Genomic DNA, 16,702 nt, shown 5'->3' with positions numbered 1-16,702 from the left:
CTCAACCTGCGGGCTTATGATTTCGTTTCCCAAGAATTACGGGCGGCGGAAGACCCTGAGTTTGAAACCTTCTATACCAAAAACATTTTGCTGAATGAGGGTATCCGCGCTTGGATGGCTCCTCAAGATCAACCCCACGAACAATTTGTATTCCCCGAGGAAGTTCTACCTCGCGGTAACGCTCTCTAATATTAAAAGCCGACCATGACTTGAATCAGGACTGTAGTTGCCAAAACTTGACATCAGCCAGATTAAATAATCTTCTTGGCATAAGTCAATAAAGTGTCAACATTCCCTATTTTCCAGTCATCTCCCGCCTTTTGGTGGGAGATTTTTTTTATATATTCGTCAATTATCTAAATTTATATGTTATGTTATATGAAGGTTATAAACCCAGAGTAAAAGCTCTGCCCTTTTGAAACTAAGACCGTTTAGGCAATAAGGAGGTGATGCCCATGATAGAAAGTAGTAAAACCATGGGTCATCAGGTTGCAGTTAGCCGGCTGCGTGCCGGAGCTGTTCTCTAAAAGTTAGCCTTAGTTATCTTTGAGATACTAAGTTAGCTCAAGTAGCTAGGCAAGCTCGGAGTTCCTTCCGGCAGTCTGGTTGCAACCTGAAGACCCGCTAGACCGCTCCGATTTAGATCGTCCGATCTAAATCGGAGCGGATAGTTTTTTAAGGGTGACTTTTGAAAACTTAGATAGCGAAACCTGCGGCAAGTAAAGCTAATGCCTTTAAGTTTCCTTAAAAATAAAAATATCTTGCATCAAATCTTGGATTATGACCAGATGTGAGCTAAAGCATTTATTTACCAAGCCTGATTTAAATACACACGTATGAAGCATTAGTTTATCTTCATATATTATGTGGAAAATTGTATGTGGAAAATTAAGTGGGGGTTTTTCTGTTAAATGCCAAACTGAGTGAGCATAACATAGCTTAGGAATTTTTTGACATGGCACAACTACTCACTAAAGCAGAAATCCAAGAACATGCAAAGGTTCTGTCAGGTTGGACTGTTGAAGACTCCAAGTTGCATATTACCCGCACATTCAAGAATTTTATCCAAGCGATTGAGTTTGTCAATAAACTGGTGGAACCGGCTGAGTCAGCAGGACATCATCCAGATATAGAGATTTCCTACAACAAAGTGAAAATTACACTTACGTCACATGATGCAGGTGGGCTAACGCAGACAGACTTTGATGTAGCGCAGGTCATTTCGCAAATTAAATAAGTAATTTCTTCTGACATCTTGCACGAGGAAACTGGAAGTAACCATGACAAACACAAAAGCCGCCTATCTTTACTTATGAAGCAAAAGTAGCCCGTAAATTGATTGAGAGTAATGTTACAGGTTTTTCTTTGGAGTACGCGGATTTCGAAAATCTTGATTCCTGATTTTGTTTTTATTCCAACAATACCAGGTGAATAGCCGAGTATAAAGGCTTTGCTGAATTGGCACAGCCCAGCTAGCGTATTTTAACTAGTGTGCAATTTATGATTGGCTAAGTGTGAGAGGTGATTTTTACTCGCAAAGTGCTAAGTATATAGCGCTTTCAGCAATTTAGCCAAGTGAGAAGCAGATTCCCTAAACCCTACTCCCTGCTTAGAGATTGAGATAACCATGTGTGACAGTTATTAAGCCGATCGCTCCAATCTTGCCATCTAGATCAGATGTTTTATAATGTTATGATATAAAGATATGTTTTTGCATAAGTTAATCACATCAGTTTTTAACCCTAAGTTAATCGTTTATTAGCTTTGCAAAAACTAGAATTGTAGTAATGGCAATTATGCCTCATCCATAGGTTTCGATGAGATGTGGCATTTTCGAGAATTAGGTGGAACGAAACCAATTATCTAAACAAGGTGTGAGGAGTAAAGAAAAAATGTCTAATCTATTATGGAAATCCTTAGTGGTTAGCCCAGCAGTTTTGGGAGCAACATTGTTACTTTCGACAAGTGCAATTGCGGCCCCAAACACAACCACTGAAGTATCACCAGCTAAACAACCAACTGTAGCTGAAGTTGCCCAGCAGCCAGAAATATTGGCTCAAACAACGATAGATCAAGTTAACCGCTACAGCAACGAAGGCAACCAAAATAACTCTCAATCTCAAGTAACATCGGTTTCTCAATTTTCCGATGTACAACCTACTGACTGGGCATTCCAAGCATTGCAGTCCTTGGTTGAGCGCTATGGTTGTATTGCAGGTTATCCGAATGCTACTTATCGCGGTAATCGTGCCTTGACCCGTTATGAATTTGCTGCTGGTTTAAACGCCTGTTTAGATCGTGTTAACGAGTTGATTGCCACAGCAACAGCCGACTTGGTAACTAAACAAGATTTAGCTACCCTACAGCGTTTACAAGAAGAATTTTCCGCAGAATTGGCAACTCTACGCGGTCGCGTAGATTCCCTAGAAGCGCGGACTGCTGAATTGGAAGCGAATCAGTTCTCCACCACCACAAAACTAGTCGGTGAAGCCGTTTTTGGTGTTACTGATGTGTTTGGCGGTAACACTGGGGATAATAACAATACTGTTTTCCAAGATCGGGTACGTTTAGACTTACAAACCAGCTTCACGGGTAGAGATGTTTTACACACCCGTCTTGCTGCCGGTAATGCAGTAGCTTTCTCACAATTTGACAACGCTAATAATCCGATTGGTGCTGCTGAAGGCACACAAACGTTTCAAGTTGGTAATGGCAATGGTAACAACAGCGTCAGTATAGATCGTTTGACCTATGAAGCTCCTATAGGACCAGCCAATGTTTACATAGCAGCCAGTGGTGGACGACATAGCCATTATGCTGCTGTCAACAATCCTTACTTTTTTGACAACACTGACGGTGGTAACGGCGCTTTATCTACCTTAGCTTCTGAAAGTCCTATCTATCGGATTGGTGGTGGTGCAGGTATAGCGCTCAATCTCCCCCTTGGTAAAGGTGGCGGTATTCTAGGAAATAGTTCAATCACTGCGGGTTACTTGGCATCGGATGCTAATAATCCTGGTCCTAATACAGGTCTGACCAACGGTGACTATGCCGCTTTAGGACAGTTGAACTTCAGTGTTGGCGATCGCTTGGCTTTGGCTGCCACTTACGTCCATGGATATAGCGCAGGTGGTACTTTATTCAACTCTGGTTCAGCAGATACAAATCTTGCATATGAAGTAGGGACTCGACAAGCTAACACTTTACAAGGTGCAGGTTCCAGCAACTCTTACGGTGTGTCGGCTGCGTTTAGACCCAGCGACAAGCTGTCAATTAGTGGCTTCGTCTCTTACCACGATATCACTGGCTTCGGTGCAGGTGATGATTATGAAGCTTGGAGCTATGGTGTTGGAGTAGCCTTACCTGACTTTGGTAAAAAGGGTAACGTGTTAGGTATTTTTGCTGGTGCAGAACCTTATTCCCGTAACCGAGCAATTTTTGCTGGTACTGGTGGTAATGATATACCTTATCACTTTGAAGGCTTCTACAAGTATCGCGTGTCGGATAACATCTCAATTACCCCTGGTGTAATCTGGTTGACTGCTCCCGATCAAAACAGCAATAACAACGATGCAATTATCGGTACACTGAGAACAACTTTCACCTTCTAGAGTGTTGAATATGCACTGAAAATTTTAAACTCTATTTCTCCCCGCCATCAGGCGGGGCTTTTTGTTGTCGGTAGCAGCAATGGATAAACCCCAGTAGTTAACCGGAGTATATTAGAAAAGTTAGGAGTTGTGAGTTAGAAGTTATAAGTTATGGTGGGTTTTATATGAATAGACCAGAGTAGAGTGGGTGTTGTAATGCCCATATTGAATGAATCCTAACTTTTGACTCTTAACATCCTAATTCCTAACCCCTAACTTATTGCTGTTTGTGGAACTATCCTGTAAATCGGAATACGCAATTCTAGCCTTATTAGAGATGGCTGCTCACTACGAAAGCGGTGAACCACTGCAAATTCGACAAATTGTAGCATAACAAAACATACCCGATCGCTATCTGGAACAGCTGCTAGCAACCTTGAGGCGTGGGGGTATAGTCAAGAGTCAGCGCGGGTCAAAAGGTGGCTATCTATTAACGCCAGAACCCCGAAAAATTATCCTTTTTGAAATTTTGAAATGTTTAGAAGGGTTAGAGGTACGGACTTGTGAAGAAAACGTTAATCCCAAAACGTGAGACAGTTCGGTTATAGAAGAGATTTGGCAAGAAGCAAGTCACGCTGCAAATTCAGTGTTGCAAAAATATACGCTCCAGGATCTTTGTGAAAAACGAGATTTGCGGCGGCACTTCGATATCATGTACTACATCATTTATTCAAATCGCTAACGTCAGTTCACGCTTGTTAGGAAACCCGCCTAACTTGCGGGAAATGCAAAGACCAAAGAGGACTGGACTCATCAATGACAAATGACTCTTGACTAAGTAACTGAGGACTATAATTATGCGAATTGCTCGTAACATTACAGAACTGGTTGGTCGTACACCCTTAGTACAGTTGAACCGCATTCCCCAAACAGAAGGATGCGTTGCTGAAATTGTGGTGAAACTGGAAAGTATGAACCCATCGGCATCGGTCAAAGACCGGATTGGGGTCAGCATGATTAACGCCGCCGAAGAAGAGGGGCTGATTACTCCTGGGAAGACAATATTGGTAGAACCCACTTCTGGAAACACAGGAATTGCTCTAGCAATGGCAGCAGCAGCTAAGGGTTATCGATTAATTTTGACAATGCCAGAGACGATGAGTGGCGAGCGTCGGGCAATGTTGCGGGCTTATGGAGCAGAACTGGAACTAACGCCAGGTATGGAAGGCATGAGTGGGGCAATTGTCCGATCGCAACAAATAGTTTATAGTATGCCAAATACCTATATGTTACAGCAGTTCCGCAATCCAGCGAATTCAAAAGTGCATCGGGAAACTACAGCAGAGGAAATCTGGGAAGATACTGATGGACAAGTAGATATAATCGTAGCTGGGGTGGGTACAGGTGGTACGATCGCTGGTGTAGCAGAAATAATCAAAGCACGCAAACCTAGTTCTAAAGCGATCGCTGTTGAACCAGCCAATAGCCCTGTTTTATCTGGAGGACAGCCAGGACCACACAAAATTCAAGGAATTGGCGCTGGGTTTATTCCCCAAGTACTCAAGCTAAAATTGATAGATGAAGTGATTACCGTCACCGATGAAGAAGCGATCGCTTATAGTCGGCGTTTGGCAAAACAAGAAGGGCTATTATCTGGTATTTCCAGTGGGGCCGCTTTATGTGCAGCAATTCGCGTTGCTCAACGTGAAGAAAACAAAGGGCGTTTAATTGTGATGATTCAGCCCAGCTTTGGTGAGAGGTATTTGAGTACACCGTTGTTCCAAGACCTGGAGACAAGGTTAGCCGCTAGCATCAGCTAACAATACATTGAATTAATGGTCAATTCTAAGCACGTTTCTAACCATTACGAAACTCTCAAAATTAGTCCAAGTGCAAGCCTTGCGGAGATTAAGCAAGCTTATCGCCGCTTGGTTAAGTTGTTTCATCCTGACACTAATCAGGAAACAGCCGATGGCGATCAGATTATTCGCATCAATGCAGCTTATGAGGTCTTAGGCGATAATCATAATCGCCGCAATTATGACCAACAACTGCAAAATGACTCTCAAAAATTAAATAACGATCGCCAACAGCGTACAGCATCAGCGCAAAAGCATTATCAGACAAAACGAAAAACAGGACGGGAAGCTGACGAGCAAGTTGAAGAATGGCTACGTCGAGTTTATCAACCAGTCAATCATCTGCTTTCTGGTATTCTCTATTCTCTAGAGGAGCAAATAGAGCAATTAGCTGCCGATCCTTTTGATGATGAGTTGTTAGATGAATTTCAGGAATACTTACAAACCTGTCGAGATGAACTCAAGCAGGCACAAATTATTTTTCGATCTCTGCCGAATCCCTCAAGTTTAGCAGGAACTGCGGCTAACCTCTATTACAGCCTCAATCAAGTATCAGATGGACTTGATGAGTTTGCTTATTTTCCTTTGAGCTACGATGAGCGTTATTTACACACAGGTCAAGAATTATTCCGCATAGCTACGAGATTACACTGTGAAGCACAAATGTCTGTTATGTAGTTATTGGGCATGGGGCATTGGGCATGGACAAATAACTAATGACTACTGACAAAGAAATTAGTTTATGCTGGATACAGAAAAAGATTAAGAAATTTTAAATTCTGCTCATAGTGTACTCATGCAATGTATTGTTAATCGCCGCGCCCAGTTCTCAGCAAGTCATCGTTATTGGTTGCCAGAACTGAGTGAAGCCGAGAATATTGAAAAATTTGGTGCTGGTTCTAGATTTCCTGGGCACGGACATAACTATGTCTTATTTATTTCACTTGCTGGTGAATTGGATGAATATGGCATGGTACTGAATTTGTCTGATGTGAAACACGTAATCAAACGGGAAGTTACTAGTCAATTGGATTTTTCTTATATCAACGATGTCTGGGCAGAATTTCAGCAAACTCTGCCCACCACTGAAAATATTGCACGGATTATTTGGCAAAGGCTAGCACCGCATTTGCCCTTAGTCCGCGTGCAGTTATTTGAACATCCTGAACTTTGGGCAGATTATATGGGAAACGCAATGGAAGCATACCTCACTATCAGTACTCACTTTAGCGCCGCCCATCGGCTAGCTCATCCTAATCTTAATAACGAAGAAAATGCTGAGATTTATGGTAAGTGCGCCCGTCCCCACGGTCACGGACACAACTATCATCTAGAAGTCACCGTCAAAGGTGAAATTGACCCACGCACTGGCATGATTGTCGATTTAGGGGGTTTGAATCAAGTGGTAGAAGATTATGTAGTTGAACCATTCGATCACACCTTTTTAAACAAAGACATTCCTTACTTTGCCGAAATTGTGCCGACTGCTGAGAATATTGCACTTTACATTAGTAATTTACTGCGATCGCCAATTCTTGAATTGGGAGCTAAACTTTATAAAGTGAAACTGATTGAAAGTCCTAATAACTCTTGCGAAATCTACTGCACGGAGTCAGAATCAGATTCAGTCAGTGCATCCCTGAATCAGCCAGTACTAGCACGGGTTTAGCTATAGGGACTGGGGAGATGAGGGAGGAAATAACCAATTCCCAATTCCCAATTCCCAGTTAAAATAGTTCTCCATCAATAATCTCATAGCGATTTTTGCGTTCACGAAGTGTCTCGGAATGAGAATCGCCGGCGAATAACTCTAGGTCATCTGTTGTCCAACGCACTGGAGTTGTTTGCATAGAAACCCCCTAGCATTTTCTTAAATCATATTTTAAAAATAGCGGCGACGGGCGGAATGTCGCAAATAGCGATAAATGCCCCAAGCTAAAACTCCAAAAAAGAGATTTAGCAAAAAGCGACTAAATATAAACCATAAAATATAAGTGTCAAAAAGCTTTGACGGACTCAAAGGACTAATTTTATTGGCTAAGAGAAACAGCCCAAAAATAGCATTTCCACCTAGCACGAGGGCGAAAAGCGCTAAACTCCTCTGCCAGTAACGGCGCTGAGGTGTACGGGCTGAAATCAGGGTAATTACTGATTTACCTTGTGCTTTTCGCAGCAATTGTTCTAGTCGCCAAAACATCCACAATAGAAACGGAAATAAACCATAACGAAGGAAACATAACGCTAGTGAGTAACCGCAAGCAATAGATAAAATATTAACTAGAGCATGACAGATTACAGAATTTAGCCAAGCCCTAAAAATCAACTTCCTGCCTTGATTTAACCGATTTTTAGACGAAATATACATTGCCAAGGCATATCCCCAAGGTGCAGAGAACATGGCATGGACTGGCGTGCTGATAGTACGGACAGGAATTGATGCTGTGTCGTTAAAAAGGTAAATCCAGTTCTCTTCGGCAGTAAATCCAAGGGCAACGGCTATGGTGAAGAGGAAAATGGTTGAGGGAAGTAATCGATACGTGCGTTGCAAATAGTAGGTTGGCACAATAACCCCTGCTAACTTGCAGCCTTCTTCAATTAGACCTACTTCCATAAGCTGCCGCAAGACTGCACCAGGAAGCGTAGACGCGAAGCGGCTTATCGCCAGATATCGCTTGATCCGTTCCCAATCTACAAACCAATTGGCTACAGTTTCAAAATTCGATTCGAGTCTAAGAGCTAAAAGACCAGATATTGCCCCAATGCTAAAGAACATCAGTAACCTTAACAAAGGTGGGGCAAATGGGACTCGATAATAGTAGTAGCCTAGCAGCAGTAAGGGTGGTATTACTGCCCACACTATTAGAGAAAAATCAACCACTCACCTGAGCAATTACTGTGCGGTGACGGTGAGTATTGCTGGTAATAGTGGGAGTTTGGAAACCTGCCTCAACAATAGCTTGCTCAATGTCTAAAGCAAAATATTCATCTAAATATGGCTCAGTACTTTTGAGCAACGTCAAAATGTATGCTGGCATTTTCTGGTAGACTTCAGAATTAGGATTCATGTCCATGATTGCCAAGTAGCCACCCGGACGCAGCACGCGCCGCATTTCAGTAAAAATCTGTTGGGTTGCTGACTGGGGTAACTCGTGACACATCAAAAAAATTGAGACTAAATCAAATGAAGCATCTGGTAGCCCAGTTGATTCAGCTTGGGCATGAAGCCAATTAATTTTAGCTTGACGTTGCCCAGCGCGGTAATTGGCAACAGCTAAGAAGTAGGGAGATAAGTCCAAGCCTGTGATTTGGGCATGGGGATAAACTTCCTGCATGGAAAAGGTACTCAAACCTACAGCACACGCCAAGTCTAAAATGTCTTGGGGTTGATTGGGGATTTGGCTTTTTAGGATATCGTGGTAACTTTGGCGCAGTTTAGCATCTCCTTCCGCTCCAGCATCCTGCCAAATTCCAGCATGGACGGTACGAGCAGCAACTTCTAGCTCCCAAGCAGCTTTCCAACTGAGGTCTCCGTCTTCGTAGGCATGGAATGGTCGCAAATAGTATTCTGGGTAGGAAAGCTCAGGATTTTCTACCTGAGCTAAATCGGCCTTCCAATCACGCGCCTGTAGTATCTCGACTTCTTGCGTCCAAAGTACACCAATCCTCTCGGCACGTTTAATCATCATTTGACGGGCTTGATGTTTGGCTAGGTTGGCTAAAGGCTTGATTGCCAGTACGCCATTTACCAAGCGGGAAGCGAAGCCAGGATTAGTTTTTACAGCAGCAGTCATAAATCAGTTTGCATTTAACAGCCTTTTCTACTTATGACATACTTGCTGGACGGCAGTCTAGAAATGAATTGAATTTTATAACGGGAGTTTGCCTCCTGTCGCTTGCTCTAAGCAACAAAAAATATTATAGAAGGTTGACATTTGGAGAGCAGCAAAGTTCTGAGAAGATGTGAATTATGCTGGTTTGCATTTTATATTTATCAGAGAATATTATTCAAGACTGGTAAAATTTTGATACCGATCAACATTTTTATCAAGAGGAATGGCACAAAGCTGAGTGCCATTTATAAGGAACATTACAGTAAGTTAAGCTTATTGGAGTCAAATATGGCGAGATCAAGAAGAAGAGCAACTGGCTTTTTAAAAGATTTTCAAGAATTTGCCCTTAAAGGCAATATAGTTGACTTGGCGATCGCCGTCATCATTGGTGGTGCTTTTGGTAAAATTGTCACTTCCTTTGTTGAAGATGTGATCATGCCATTGATTAATCCCTTGGTTAGTTTTGCTGGCAAAGACTGGAGAACAATCGCCATTGGACCGGGAATCAAGATTGGTCACTTTCTTGGCGCAATAGTTGACTTTGTAATCGTTGCCTTAGTTTTATTTGTGGCAATTCGAGCTTTACAAAAATTCAAGAGACAAGAAGAAGTTGCCGATGAACCCCTACCAGACCCTAACCTTGTAGCTCATGAAAGATTGACTGGAGCTTTAGATCGGCTGAACCAAACCTTGGAATCTCGCAATAATTAAGTTTTGTGAGTAGGGGTAGGAGTGGGAGGATGAGAGAGCAGAAAAACAGGGGACTAAGAATTTTAGATTTTGGATTGTTGATTGAAATTTAATCCGAAAGACGCTCTCTAAGAGATGCTGCAAGTAGCTTGCTTTTTTGTAAAATGTACGCAGAGTTGCTCTAAGCCAGGCTATACCGTTGAAAAAGCCTCTCATAGAGAAGGCTTTACGCTACGCTATCGTCACGTCAATCCAAAATCTAAAATTGAATTGTCCCATACTCAATCCCCTATTTTGCAGTCTTAGGCTTGAGAGCTAACAACATCTCTAATTCACTGGTGGATTTATCGGGACTATTAGCGGTAAAACCAAGACCACGAATGGAATTAAGGATGGTGATGGTATTGGGATCAGATGAAACTAAACTATTGATCGAGGGCACAGTTTTAGTTTTATCCATATCCAGATAGAAATAGCCGCCGTTGGGTTTGTGCAAAGAACCAGTAACGGCTTTGAAAGCATCGCTATTATCGAGAGATGAATTCTTGCGATCGCTAATCGCATCAGCAACTGGGCCACCAACAGCCACAAATACAGTGTCTTGATCCAGCCAACCATGCGCCAATAAAGCTCCCTGTTTGGGGATTTGCCATTCAGTTACGTCTTTACCACCGATATTTCGATTAGCGATGTTGATTTGTTGAGTTTTGGCGAGGGTATCCAATTTTGTCAAGGTGGCTTCGGCCGTTTTGCGATCGCTAGTGTCAAATACTAAAGCACCTCCAAAACCAACGCTTGCTAACACTCCTTGATTCGATGGAATCGCACCAAAGGCAAATTCCCCATTCATCCAGCCAAAAATATCCTTATCTAGGTCAATATTGACAACTTTTAGTTGTCCTCGCGCTTGTTCCAGGGCTTGCTTCATTTCTGGATAATCTTTTGACTGTTCTACTAAGGTTTCCCAGCCACGACTGATGCCATTTCCGCTAATTAGAGCAAAGGTATCAACAGGAAATTGCCCGACTATATTTCCCGGACTTGATTGATATTGGAATTTATTGAGTTGCGGATCTAAATTAGCGATCGCTTTTACCCGCACTCCCGCATCATCAACACTAACACCCGCTACCACAGATTTTATCTGCTTCAGTTGCGTCAATGCTTGTGGAGGCAACTGCTTTGCCTGCTGACTTCCGGCTGCTAATTGCTGTACCAGACCTGCATAGTCTGGGACATAAATTTGGGCGAGGCTGTTTTTAACATCCACTCCTTTGCTGAGAATGCTGCTTGCACCTTCTTTACTGGCAAAAGAAGACTGTCCCTTAAAGGTGTCAATTGCTTTTTCTACAGCTTGCTTTTCGGGGGCTAATACTAAGTAACTATTATTTAAAACTACGCTATATGTTGGCTTACCCTTTTCTGTAGTTTCGATAATTTTTTGGCCTTGATAGTCAGATTCCTGGAATTTCCCACCTTTTTGTGACTTCAATTTATTAGCAAAATTCAAAGCACTGAGTTTATCCTTGATTCCCACCACTATCAGGATATTTGATTCCTGCTGTAAATTTGTTGGTACATTCGGTGTCCCAGAAGGCACTTTGAACTGTGCCGGTTTCACAGGATTCGGTGGTAGTACAGCAATCATCACACCACCAACCCAAGGCTTTATGTCTTTTTCATAAGAAATGTTCCCATCACTGGACATTTGCTTATTGAAATCTTCTAGACCTTTTGCAACTAACTTTTGTGCTTCTGGAGTGCCAAACTGCTGTAATTTTGCCCAAGCTTGAGGGTCAGTAGTAATATAAGTTGCCATCAATGCTGTTGAAGGTACTAATTTCGCACTACCGAGAGCATCTGAGCTACCTCCTGATGGGCCTTTAAAATACATGTAAGCCGCTATACCTCCTACTATAACTAGAGCAGCACCAACAGCAGGAATGAGAAACTTTGATTTACTTTCGGGCATTTTGTTATCCTCTTTTTCTCAGATTGTCACCGAGATTTATACAAGTGTCATTGTAGAGTTTTCGGATTTATTAATATTTCCCGCTCATCGATCGGTATTTACTGATAAAATTAGTAGTCCTATAAGCTAAAAATCTAAAATTAATTACCCTAAAAAAGACTTCAAGGGGATGAAGAGCGAATCTGCAAATGATATGCTGTTCATTTCAAAGAAAATAGCGCGATCAACAACAGCAAGCTATCCTAAGTTATAAGAATAATTAGGAGTATTTGTACTTAATATGAATCTATCGAGGTGCAAGAGACACTTGACTCGATAACAAAAAAGTGCAAAATATCAAAAAAAGTAAATGCGGGAGGGATATGGAAAAAAGTCCAAGGATCGGCTGCCGATCTTCGGGAATTTGGGTGAGATTAATTTCAATCCCCCAATCTCCAAAGGGAATCTTAACCCCCATACAGCCCTATTGATTTGGGAAATATAGACACCGCTATTTTGCTTAATTACATCTAGCCAAGCCAGACTTTTCAGGATTACAAGGTCAGTAAGGATCAATGTCGAAGTCTTATTTTGATACAGATAATAACGGACACAAACCTTTTGAGTTACCGGGAGCAAGACCACACTACAACCCCGATCGCCCCGGACAAGTGGAGCATATTTTTCTCGATCTCAGCTTGGATATCCCCAAGCAAAGCTATCAAGGCAGTTGTAGCATTCGTCTCTTGCCAATCCGTAATGGCATTGATCGTTTGACTTTGGATGCTGTCAACCTGAATATCGAGTCTGTGCAGGTGGAGGATGTGCCACAAACTTTTGACTACGACGGCGAACAGCTTTTTATCCAGCTTGCTGAGGCGACTCAGATTGGTAAACGCTTACTGATTGCGATCGCCTACTCGGTGGCAAAACCACAACGCGGCATTTATTTTATCCAACCAGACAAGCACTATCCAAACAAGCCCACTCAAGTTTGGACTCAGGGAGAAGACGAAGACTCTCGCTTTTGGTTCCCCTGCTTTGACTATCCAGGACAATTGTCTACTTCAGAAATTCGCGTTCGTGTTCCCAACCCTCTGGTGGCAATTTCTAACGGCGAACTGATTGACACAACAGAAGATGGTGATGACAAAATCTACCATTGGTCACAGCAACAAGTTCATCCTACCTACTTGATGACTTTGGCTGTCGGTGACTTTGCCGAAATTCGGGATGAGTGGATGGGTAAACCAGTCACCTACTATGTAGAAAAAGGACGGGAGGAAGATGCTAAACGCAGCATGGGCAAAACTCCCCGGATGATCGAATTTTTGAGCCAAAAGTATGGTTATCCATATCCTTTCCCGAAATATGCCCAAGTTTGTGTTGATGACTTCATCTTTGGTGGGATGGAAAACACCTCCACAACCTTATTAACAGATAGATGTTTGCTGGATGAACGCGCTGCTTTAGATAACCGCAACACCGAAAGCTTAGTCGTCCACGAACTCGCGCACCAGTGGTTTGGTGATTTGGTGGTGATTAAGCATTGGTCTCATGCTTGGATTAAGGAAGGAATGGCTTCCTATTCTGAGGTGATGTGGACAGAACAGGAATATAATCTAGAAGAAGCAGCTTACTATCGTTTATTAGAGGCTCGTCGTTACATTAGTGAAGATAGCAGCCGCTATCGTCGCCCGATGGTAACACATGTTTACCGCGAAGCTATTGAACTTTACGATCGCCACATCTACGAAAAAGGGTCTTGTGTATATCACATGATTCGCTCCCAATTGGGAGATGAATTATTTTGGCAGGCTATTCAAACATTTGTCCAAGATAATGCCCACAAAACTGTAGAAACAATAGATTTACTTAGGGCGATTGAAAAAGCTACCGGACATAATCTTTTGTTCCTCTTTGACCAATACGTTTATCGTGGTGGTCATCCCGATTTTAAGGTAGCTTATTCTTGGGATGGGGATGCTAAGTTGGCAAAAATTACGGTAACTCAAACCCAAGCTGCTGAAGGTAAAAATGGTAGCAAGGATTTGTTTGATTTAAAAATACCTATTGGTTTTGGCTATAGCCAACAAGAAGCCAGAAGTGAGGAGTTAGGAGTTAAAAATAATTCTAAACTCAGCACTCAAAACTCAAAACTCAAAACTTTCACAGTGCGAGTACATGAACGAGAACAAAGCTTCTACTTTCCCTTAGAAAACAAGCCCCAATTTATCAGCTTTGATGTTGAGAATAATTACCTAAAAACAGTAGCTTTAGAGTATCCCATCGCAGAGTTAAAAGCACAGTTAGAATCTGACCCAGATCCAATTTCGCGCATCTATGCAGCGGAAGCTTTGGCGAAAAAAGGCGGGTTAGAAGCAACAAAAGCGCTATCTGCATCCCTCAAAAATGACCCATTATGGGGTGTGCGGGTGGAAGTAGCGAAGCAACTAGCCAAAATTAATTTAGACCAAGCCTTTGATGGCTTGATTCTGGGATTAAAAGATAAAAATGCTTACGTGCGACGATCTGTAGTGGAAGCACTGGCTCAAATCAAAACTGCTGAAAGCTATAAAGTTGTGAGAGGGTTGTTGCAAAAGGGCGATCCTAGCTACTACGTGGAAGCAGCAGCTTCTCGGGTGATTGGGGCGATCGCCTCTGCAAACTTGGAAGAAAAACCCAAGGAAGACAAGGTATTAAAGCAACTCAAAGGTATTTTAGAAGAAAAAGCGGGTTGGAATGAAGTAGTGCGGAGTGGTGCGATCGCCGGTTTAGCTGAATTCAAAACCTCGGAAGCAGCTTTAAATTTACTAATCGAATACACCAAACTTGGTGTACCACAACCTCTACGTTTAGCCACCATTCGCGCTTTAGGAAAGATTTCTGGAGGTCAAAGTCCGGCTAATTTGGAACGGATTTTAGAAAAATTAACAGAATTAGTTAAAGAAACCTTCTTTTTAACCCAAGTGGCGGTAGCCGCAGCGTTAGGACAAATGGAAACACCTAAAGCAGTCGGGATTTTGCGATCGCTAGCTGAACAAACAGCCGATGGGCGTGTCCGTCGCAATGCTGAAGAAGAAATTTCCAAGGTGCAAAAGAACATCGGTTCAGAAAAAACCCTGCGTCAATTGCGTGAAGATTTCGACCAACTCAAGCAACAAAACCAGGAATTGAGAAGCCGTTTAGAAAACTTGGAGGCCAAATCTAAATAGCACAATACGCTCCTTAAAAGTTGGTAATTGGTAATTGTGGTAAACCCACTACCAATTGCCGAAATTGTACTTAACGCTGTAATTTTTATTATTCTTTTTCTTAAAATTGCGACTTCGTGCTATTTAATGCTAATAAATTCCACCTAGCTATGAAATATTACAGCTACTAAAGGCAATAACGCTAAAAGAAAACCATGCCAGGACTGCAATTGAGGTTCTTGGATCGGTTCTGGTGGCGCTAATAGGGCTTCGATTCTCTGTTCTAAGCGATCGCCGACACCAGAGGAACCCAATGCAGCACAGCAGATTTCCGATAATACTGGGCTGGTACTAACTACTAATAACAGTGATTCTGCTAACACCAGAGGGTCTACCTGCAATGCTGCATAACCGTCGGCACGGAGTTCGCGCAAAGCTAACAATTCTTCCCACAAAAGCTCTGTATTTGGCAACCAAGCGGTGCAGGAACGCACCCAGCCCAGCCAAAAAAACCAGAATGTATCCTTATAATAATGATGCCCTTGCTCGTGGGCTAAGACGCTTTCTAAATGATCTGGTGAGAGACTTTGTAGTAATCCTTGGCTAACTACCAGTTCTGGTTGCCAAAAACCAATTTGACCCGCAAACAACGCCCCCGTTTGCAGTAACCTGGCTCGTTTATCCCCCAAATTTACCAGAGGACAGTTACGAGCAGATTCCACAGACTGCCAACCCTGAAAGGCAAGTTTAATACATGAAATGGCAAAAAATGCCAAATAAATCAACGCTACTACATAGCTGACTGAGCCTGTATACATTCCGCCCATTTGTCCTTGAGGCCCCATGAATAGCACAGCGATCGCAGTCATGAAAATTAGCAAAGGCGGGAAGAGGAATAAAAATAGCGATCGCTGCCACCGCAGATTCCAATTGCCTTGGGGTTGATTCCAAGAGGATCTTAAGCACCAGGCAACTGCCAAAGCAATCAAAATCATTATGAGATGCATCATTTTTCCTCCCTGGCTTGGCGTGCTGATTGAATGCGTTTGGCGATCGCTGCTATTTGCTCACTAGCTGCTTCATCTAGGCTATCAGCAAAAGCAGCAACAACATCGGGGTTTCCCACCGCTAGAAATCGCTGTAACTGCTCGTGAGCTTTGATGACATCTGATTGCTGCTTACTCAGCATTGGCCGCCAATAAAATGCTCGCTCTTTTTTATCACAGGCTAACCAACCTTTATCAGTGAGGCGACGTAAGACGGTGGTGACAGAAGTATACGCTAATTCGCGGTTGGGATCGGTCAAAATGCGATCGTGTACATCCTTGACTGTGGCTGAACCAAGTTCCCAGATGATATTTAAAATTTCCGCTTCCAACGGGCCTAAAGATAGTTGTTTAGGGCGGTAATCGGGTAAAGGTGCCATAGGGATTTTGAAGGGAATGGGGCATAGGGACAAGGGAGATGAGGGAGCAGGGGGAGCAGGGGGAGAAAGAATAAATAACTAATGCCCAATACCCAATGCTCCATTCCCTTTATTGTTTTACATTACAGGATAATGCCGCAAGTCTAAAAGTCTATAAGCATA

13 protein-coding genes and 2 pseudogenes are annotated in these 16,702 nt (G+C 42.6%); 9 read left to right on the top strand and 6 right to left on the bottom strand.

Features of this window, described 5'->3' with window-relative positions; genetic code table 11:
• The 7 genes and pseudogenes from V7K42_RS24400 to V7K42_RS24370 all read left to right on the top strand — a co-directional run.
• Nucleotides 1–189, top strand: a pseudogene (locus tag V7K42_RS24400) (photosystem II D2 protein (photosystem q(a) protein)); the annotation flags it as partial.
• 766 nt (nt 190–955) lie between these two features.
• Nucleotides 956–1,237 carry a 4a-hydroxytetrahydrobiopterin dehydratase gene (locus V7K42_RS24395; protein ID WP_334919847.1) on the top strand — a complete coding sequence of 94 codons (282 nt, stop codon included), beginning with the start codon at nt 956–958 and terminating at the stop codon, nt 1,235–1,237.
• A 655-nt stretch (nt 1,238–1,892) separates the two neighbouring features.
• Nucleotides 1,893–3,611, top strand: coding sequence for an iron uptake porin (locus tag V7K42_RS24390; RefSeq protein ID WP_334919846.1), 1,719 nt, complete (start codon nt 1,893–1,895; stop codon nt 3,609–3,611).
• 268 nt (nt 3,612–3,879) lie between these two features.
• Nucleotides 3,880–4,332 (top strand): annotated as a pseudogene (locus V7K42_RS24385) (RrF2 family transcriptional regulator).
• Nucleotides 4,333–4,447: 115 nt separating this feature from the next.
• Nucleotides 4,448–5,410 carry a cysteine synthase A gene (cysK, locus tag V7K42_RS24380; RefSeq protein ID WP_334919845.1) on the top strand — a complete coding sequence of 321 codons (963 nt, stop codon included), beginning with the start codon at nt 4,448–4,450 and terminating at the stop codon, nt 5,408–5,410.
• 15 nt (nt 5,411–5,425) lie between these two features.
• Complete coding sequence (locus V7K42_RS24375; RefSeq protein ID WP_334919844.1) at nt 5,426–6,127, top strand: J domain-containing protein; 702 nt, start codon at nt 5,426–5,428, stop codon at nt 6,125–6,127.
• 118 nt (nt 6,128–6,245) lie between these two features.
• The gene (locus V7K42_RS24370) at nt 6,246–7,118 is read left to right on the top strand and encodes a 6-carboxytetrahydropterin synthase (protein ID WP_334919843.1); all 873 of its coding nucleotides are present in this window, start codon (nt 6,246–6,248) and stop codon (nt 7,116–7,118) included.
• Between the two features lie 58 nt (nt 7,119–7,176).
• Here V7K42_RS24370 and V7K42_RS24365 read toward each other — a convergent pair whose 3' ends face one another.
• Genes V7K42_RS24365 through V7K42_RS24355 form a run of 3 tightly spaced genes read right to left on the bottom strand, consistent with a single transcriptional unit; the run spans nt 7,177 to nt 9,240 of the window.
• Entirely contained in the window at nt 7,177–7,299 is a 123-nt protein-coding gene (locus V7K42_RS24365; protein WP_334919842.1) for a hypothetical protein, read from the bottom strand.
• Nucleotides 7,300–7,331: 32 nt separating this feature from the next.
• Entirely contained in the window at nt 7,332–8,327 is a 996-nt protein-coding gene (locus V7K42_RS24360; protein WP_334919841.1) for a PrsW family glutamic-type intramembrane protease, read from the bottom strand.
• Nucleotides 8,320–9,240, bottom strand: a complete 921-nt coding sequence (locus tag V7K42_RS24355) for a class I SAM-dependent methyltransferase (protein WP_334919840.1) — start codon at nt 9,238–9,240, stop codon at nt 8,320–8,322. The genes V7K42_RS24360 and V7K42_RS24355 overlap by 8 nt, the downstream gene beginning before the upstream one ends.
• A 327-nt stretch (nt 9,241–9,567) precedes the next feature.
• On the opposite strand from V7K42_RS24355, the gene mscL reads away from it, so the two are divergent.
• Entirely contained in the window at nt 9,568–9,990 is a 423-nt protein-coding gene (gene mscL / locus V7K42_RS24350) for a large conductance mechanosensitive channel protein MscL (RefSeq protein WP_334919839.1), read from the top strand.
• 268 nt (nt 9,991–10,258) lie between these two features.
• Here mscL and V7K42_RS24345 read toward each other — a convergent pair whose 3' ends face one another.
• Nucleotides 10,259–11,941 carry a DUF3352 domain-containing protein gene (locus V7K42_RS24345; RefSeq protein WP_334919838.1) on the bottom strand — a complete coding sequence of 561 codons (1,683 nt, stop codon included), beginning with the start codon at nt 11,939–11,941 and terminating at the stop codon, nt 10,259–10,261.
• Between the two features lie 554 nt (nt 11,942–12,495).
• On the opposite strand from V7K42_RS24345, the gene V7K42_RS24340 reads away from it, so the two are divergent.
• Nucleotides 12,496–15,135 (top strand): M1 family metallopeptidase, encoded by a 2,640-nt coding sequence (locus tag V7K42_RS24340; protein WP_334919837.1) that lies wholly within the window; start codon nt 12,496–12,498, stop codon nt 15,133–15,135.
• A gap of 143 nt (nt 15,136–15,278) precedes the next feature.
• Here the strand turns inward: V7K42_RS24340 and V7K42_RS24335 are convergent, their stop codons facing one another.
• Complete coding sequence (locus V7K42_RS24335; protein WP_334919850.1) at nt 15,279–16,121, bottom strand: M56 family metallopeptidase; 843 nt, start codon at nt 16,119–16,121, stop codon at nt 15,279–15,281.
• Nucleotides 16,121–16,540 (bottom strand): BlaI/MecI/CopY family transcriptional regulator, encoded by a 420-nt coding sequence (locus V7K42_RS24330; protein WP_094329782.1) that lies wholly within the window; start codon nt 16,538–16,540, stop codon nt 16,121–16,123. Before V7K42_RS24330 ends, V7K42_RS24335 begins: the two co-directional genes overlap by 1 nt.
• Between the last annotated feature and the right edge of the window lie 162 nt (nt 16,541–16,702).

This window comes from Nostoc sp. (assembly GCF_036917455.1).
Lineage (GTDB): Bacteria > Cyanobacteriota > Cyanobacteriia > Cyanobacteriales > Nostocaceae > Nostoc.
This window is presented reverse-complemented; position numbering and strand designations above follow the sequence as displayed.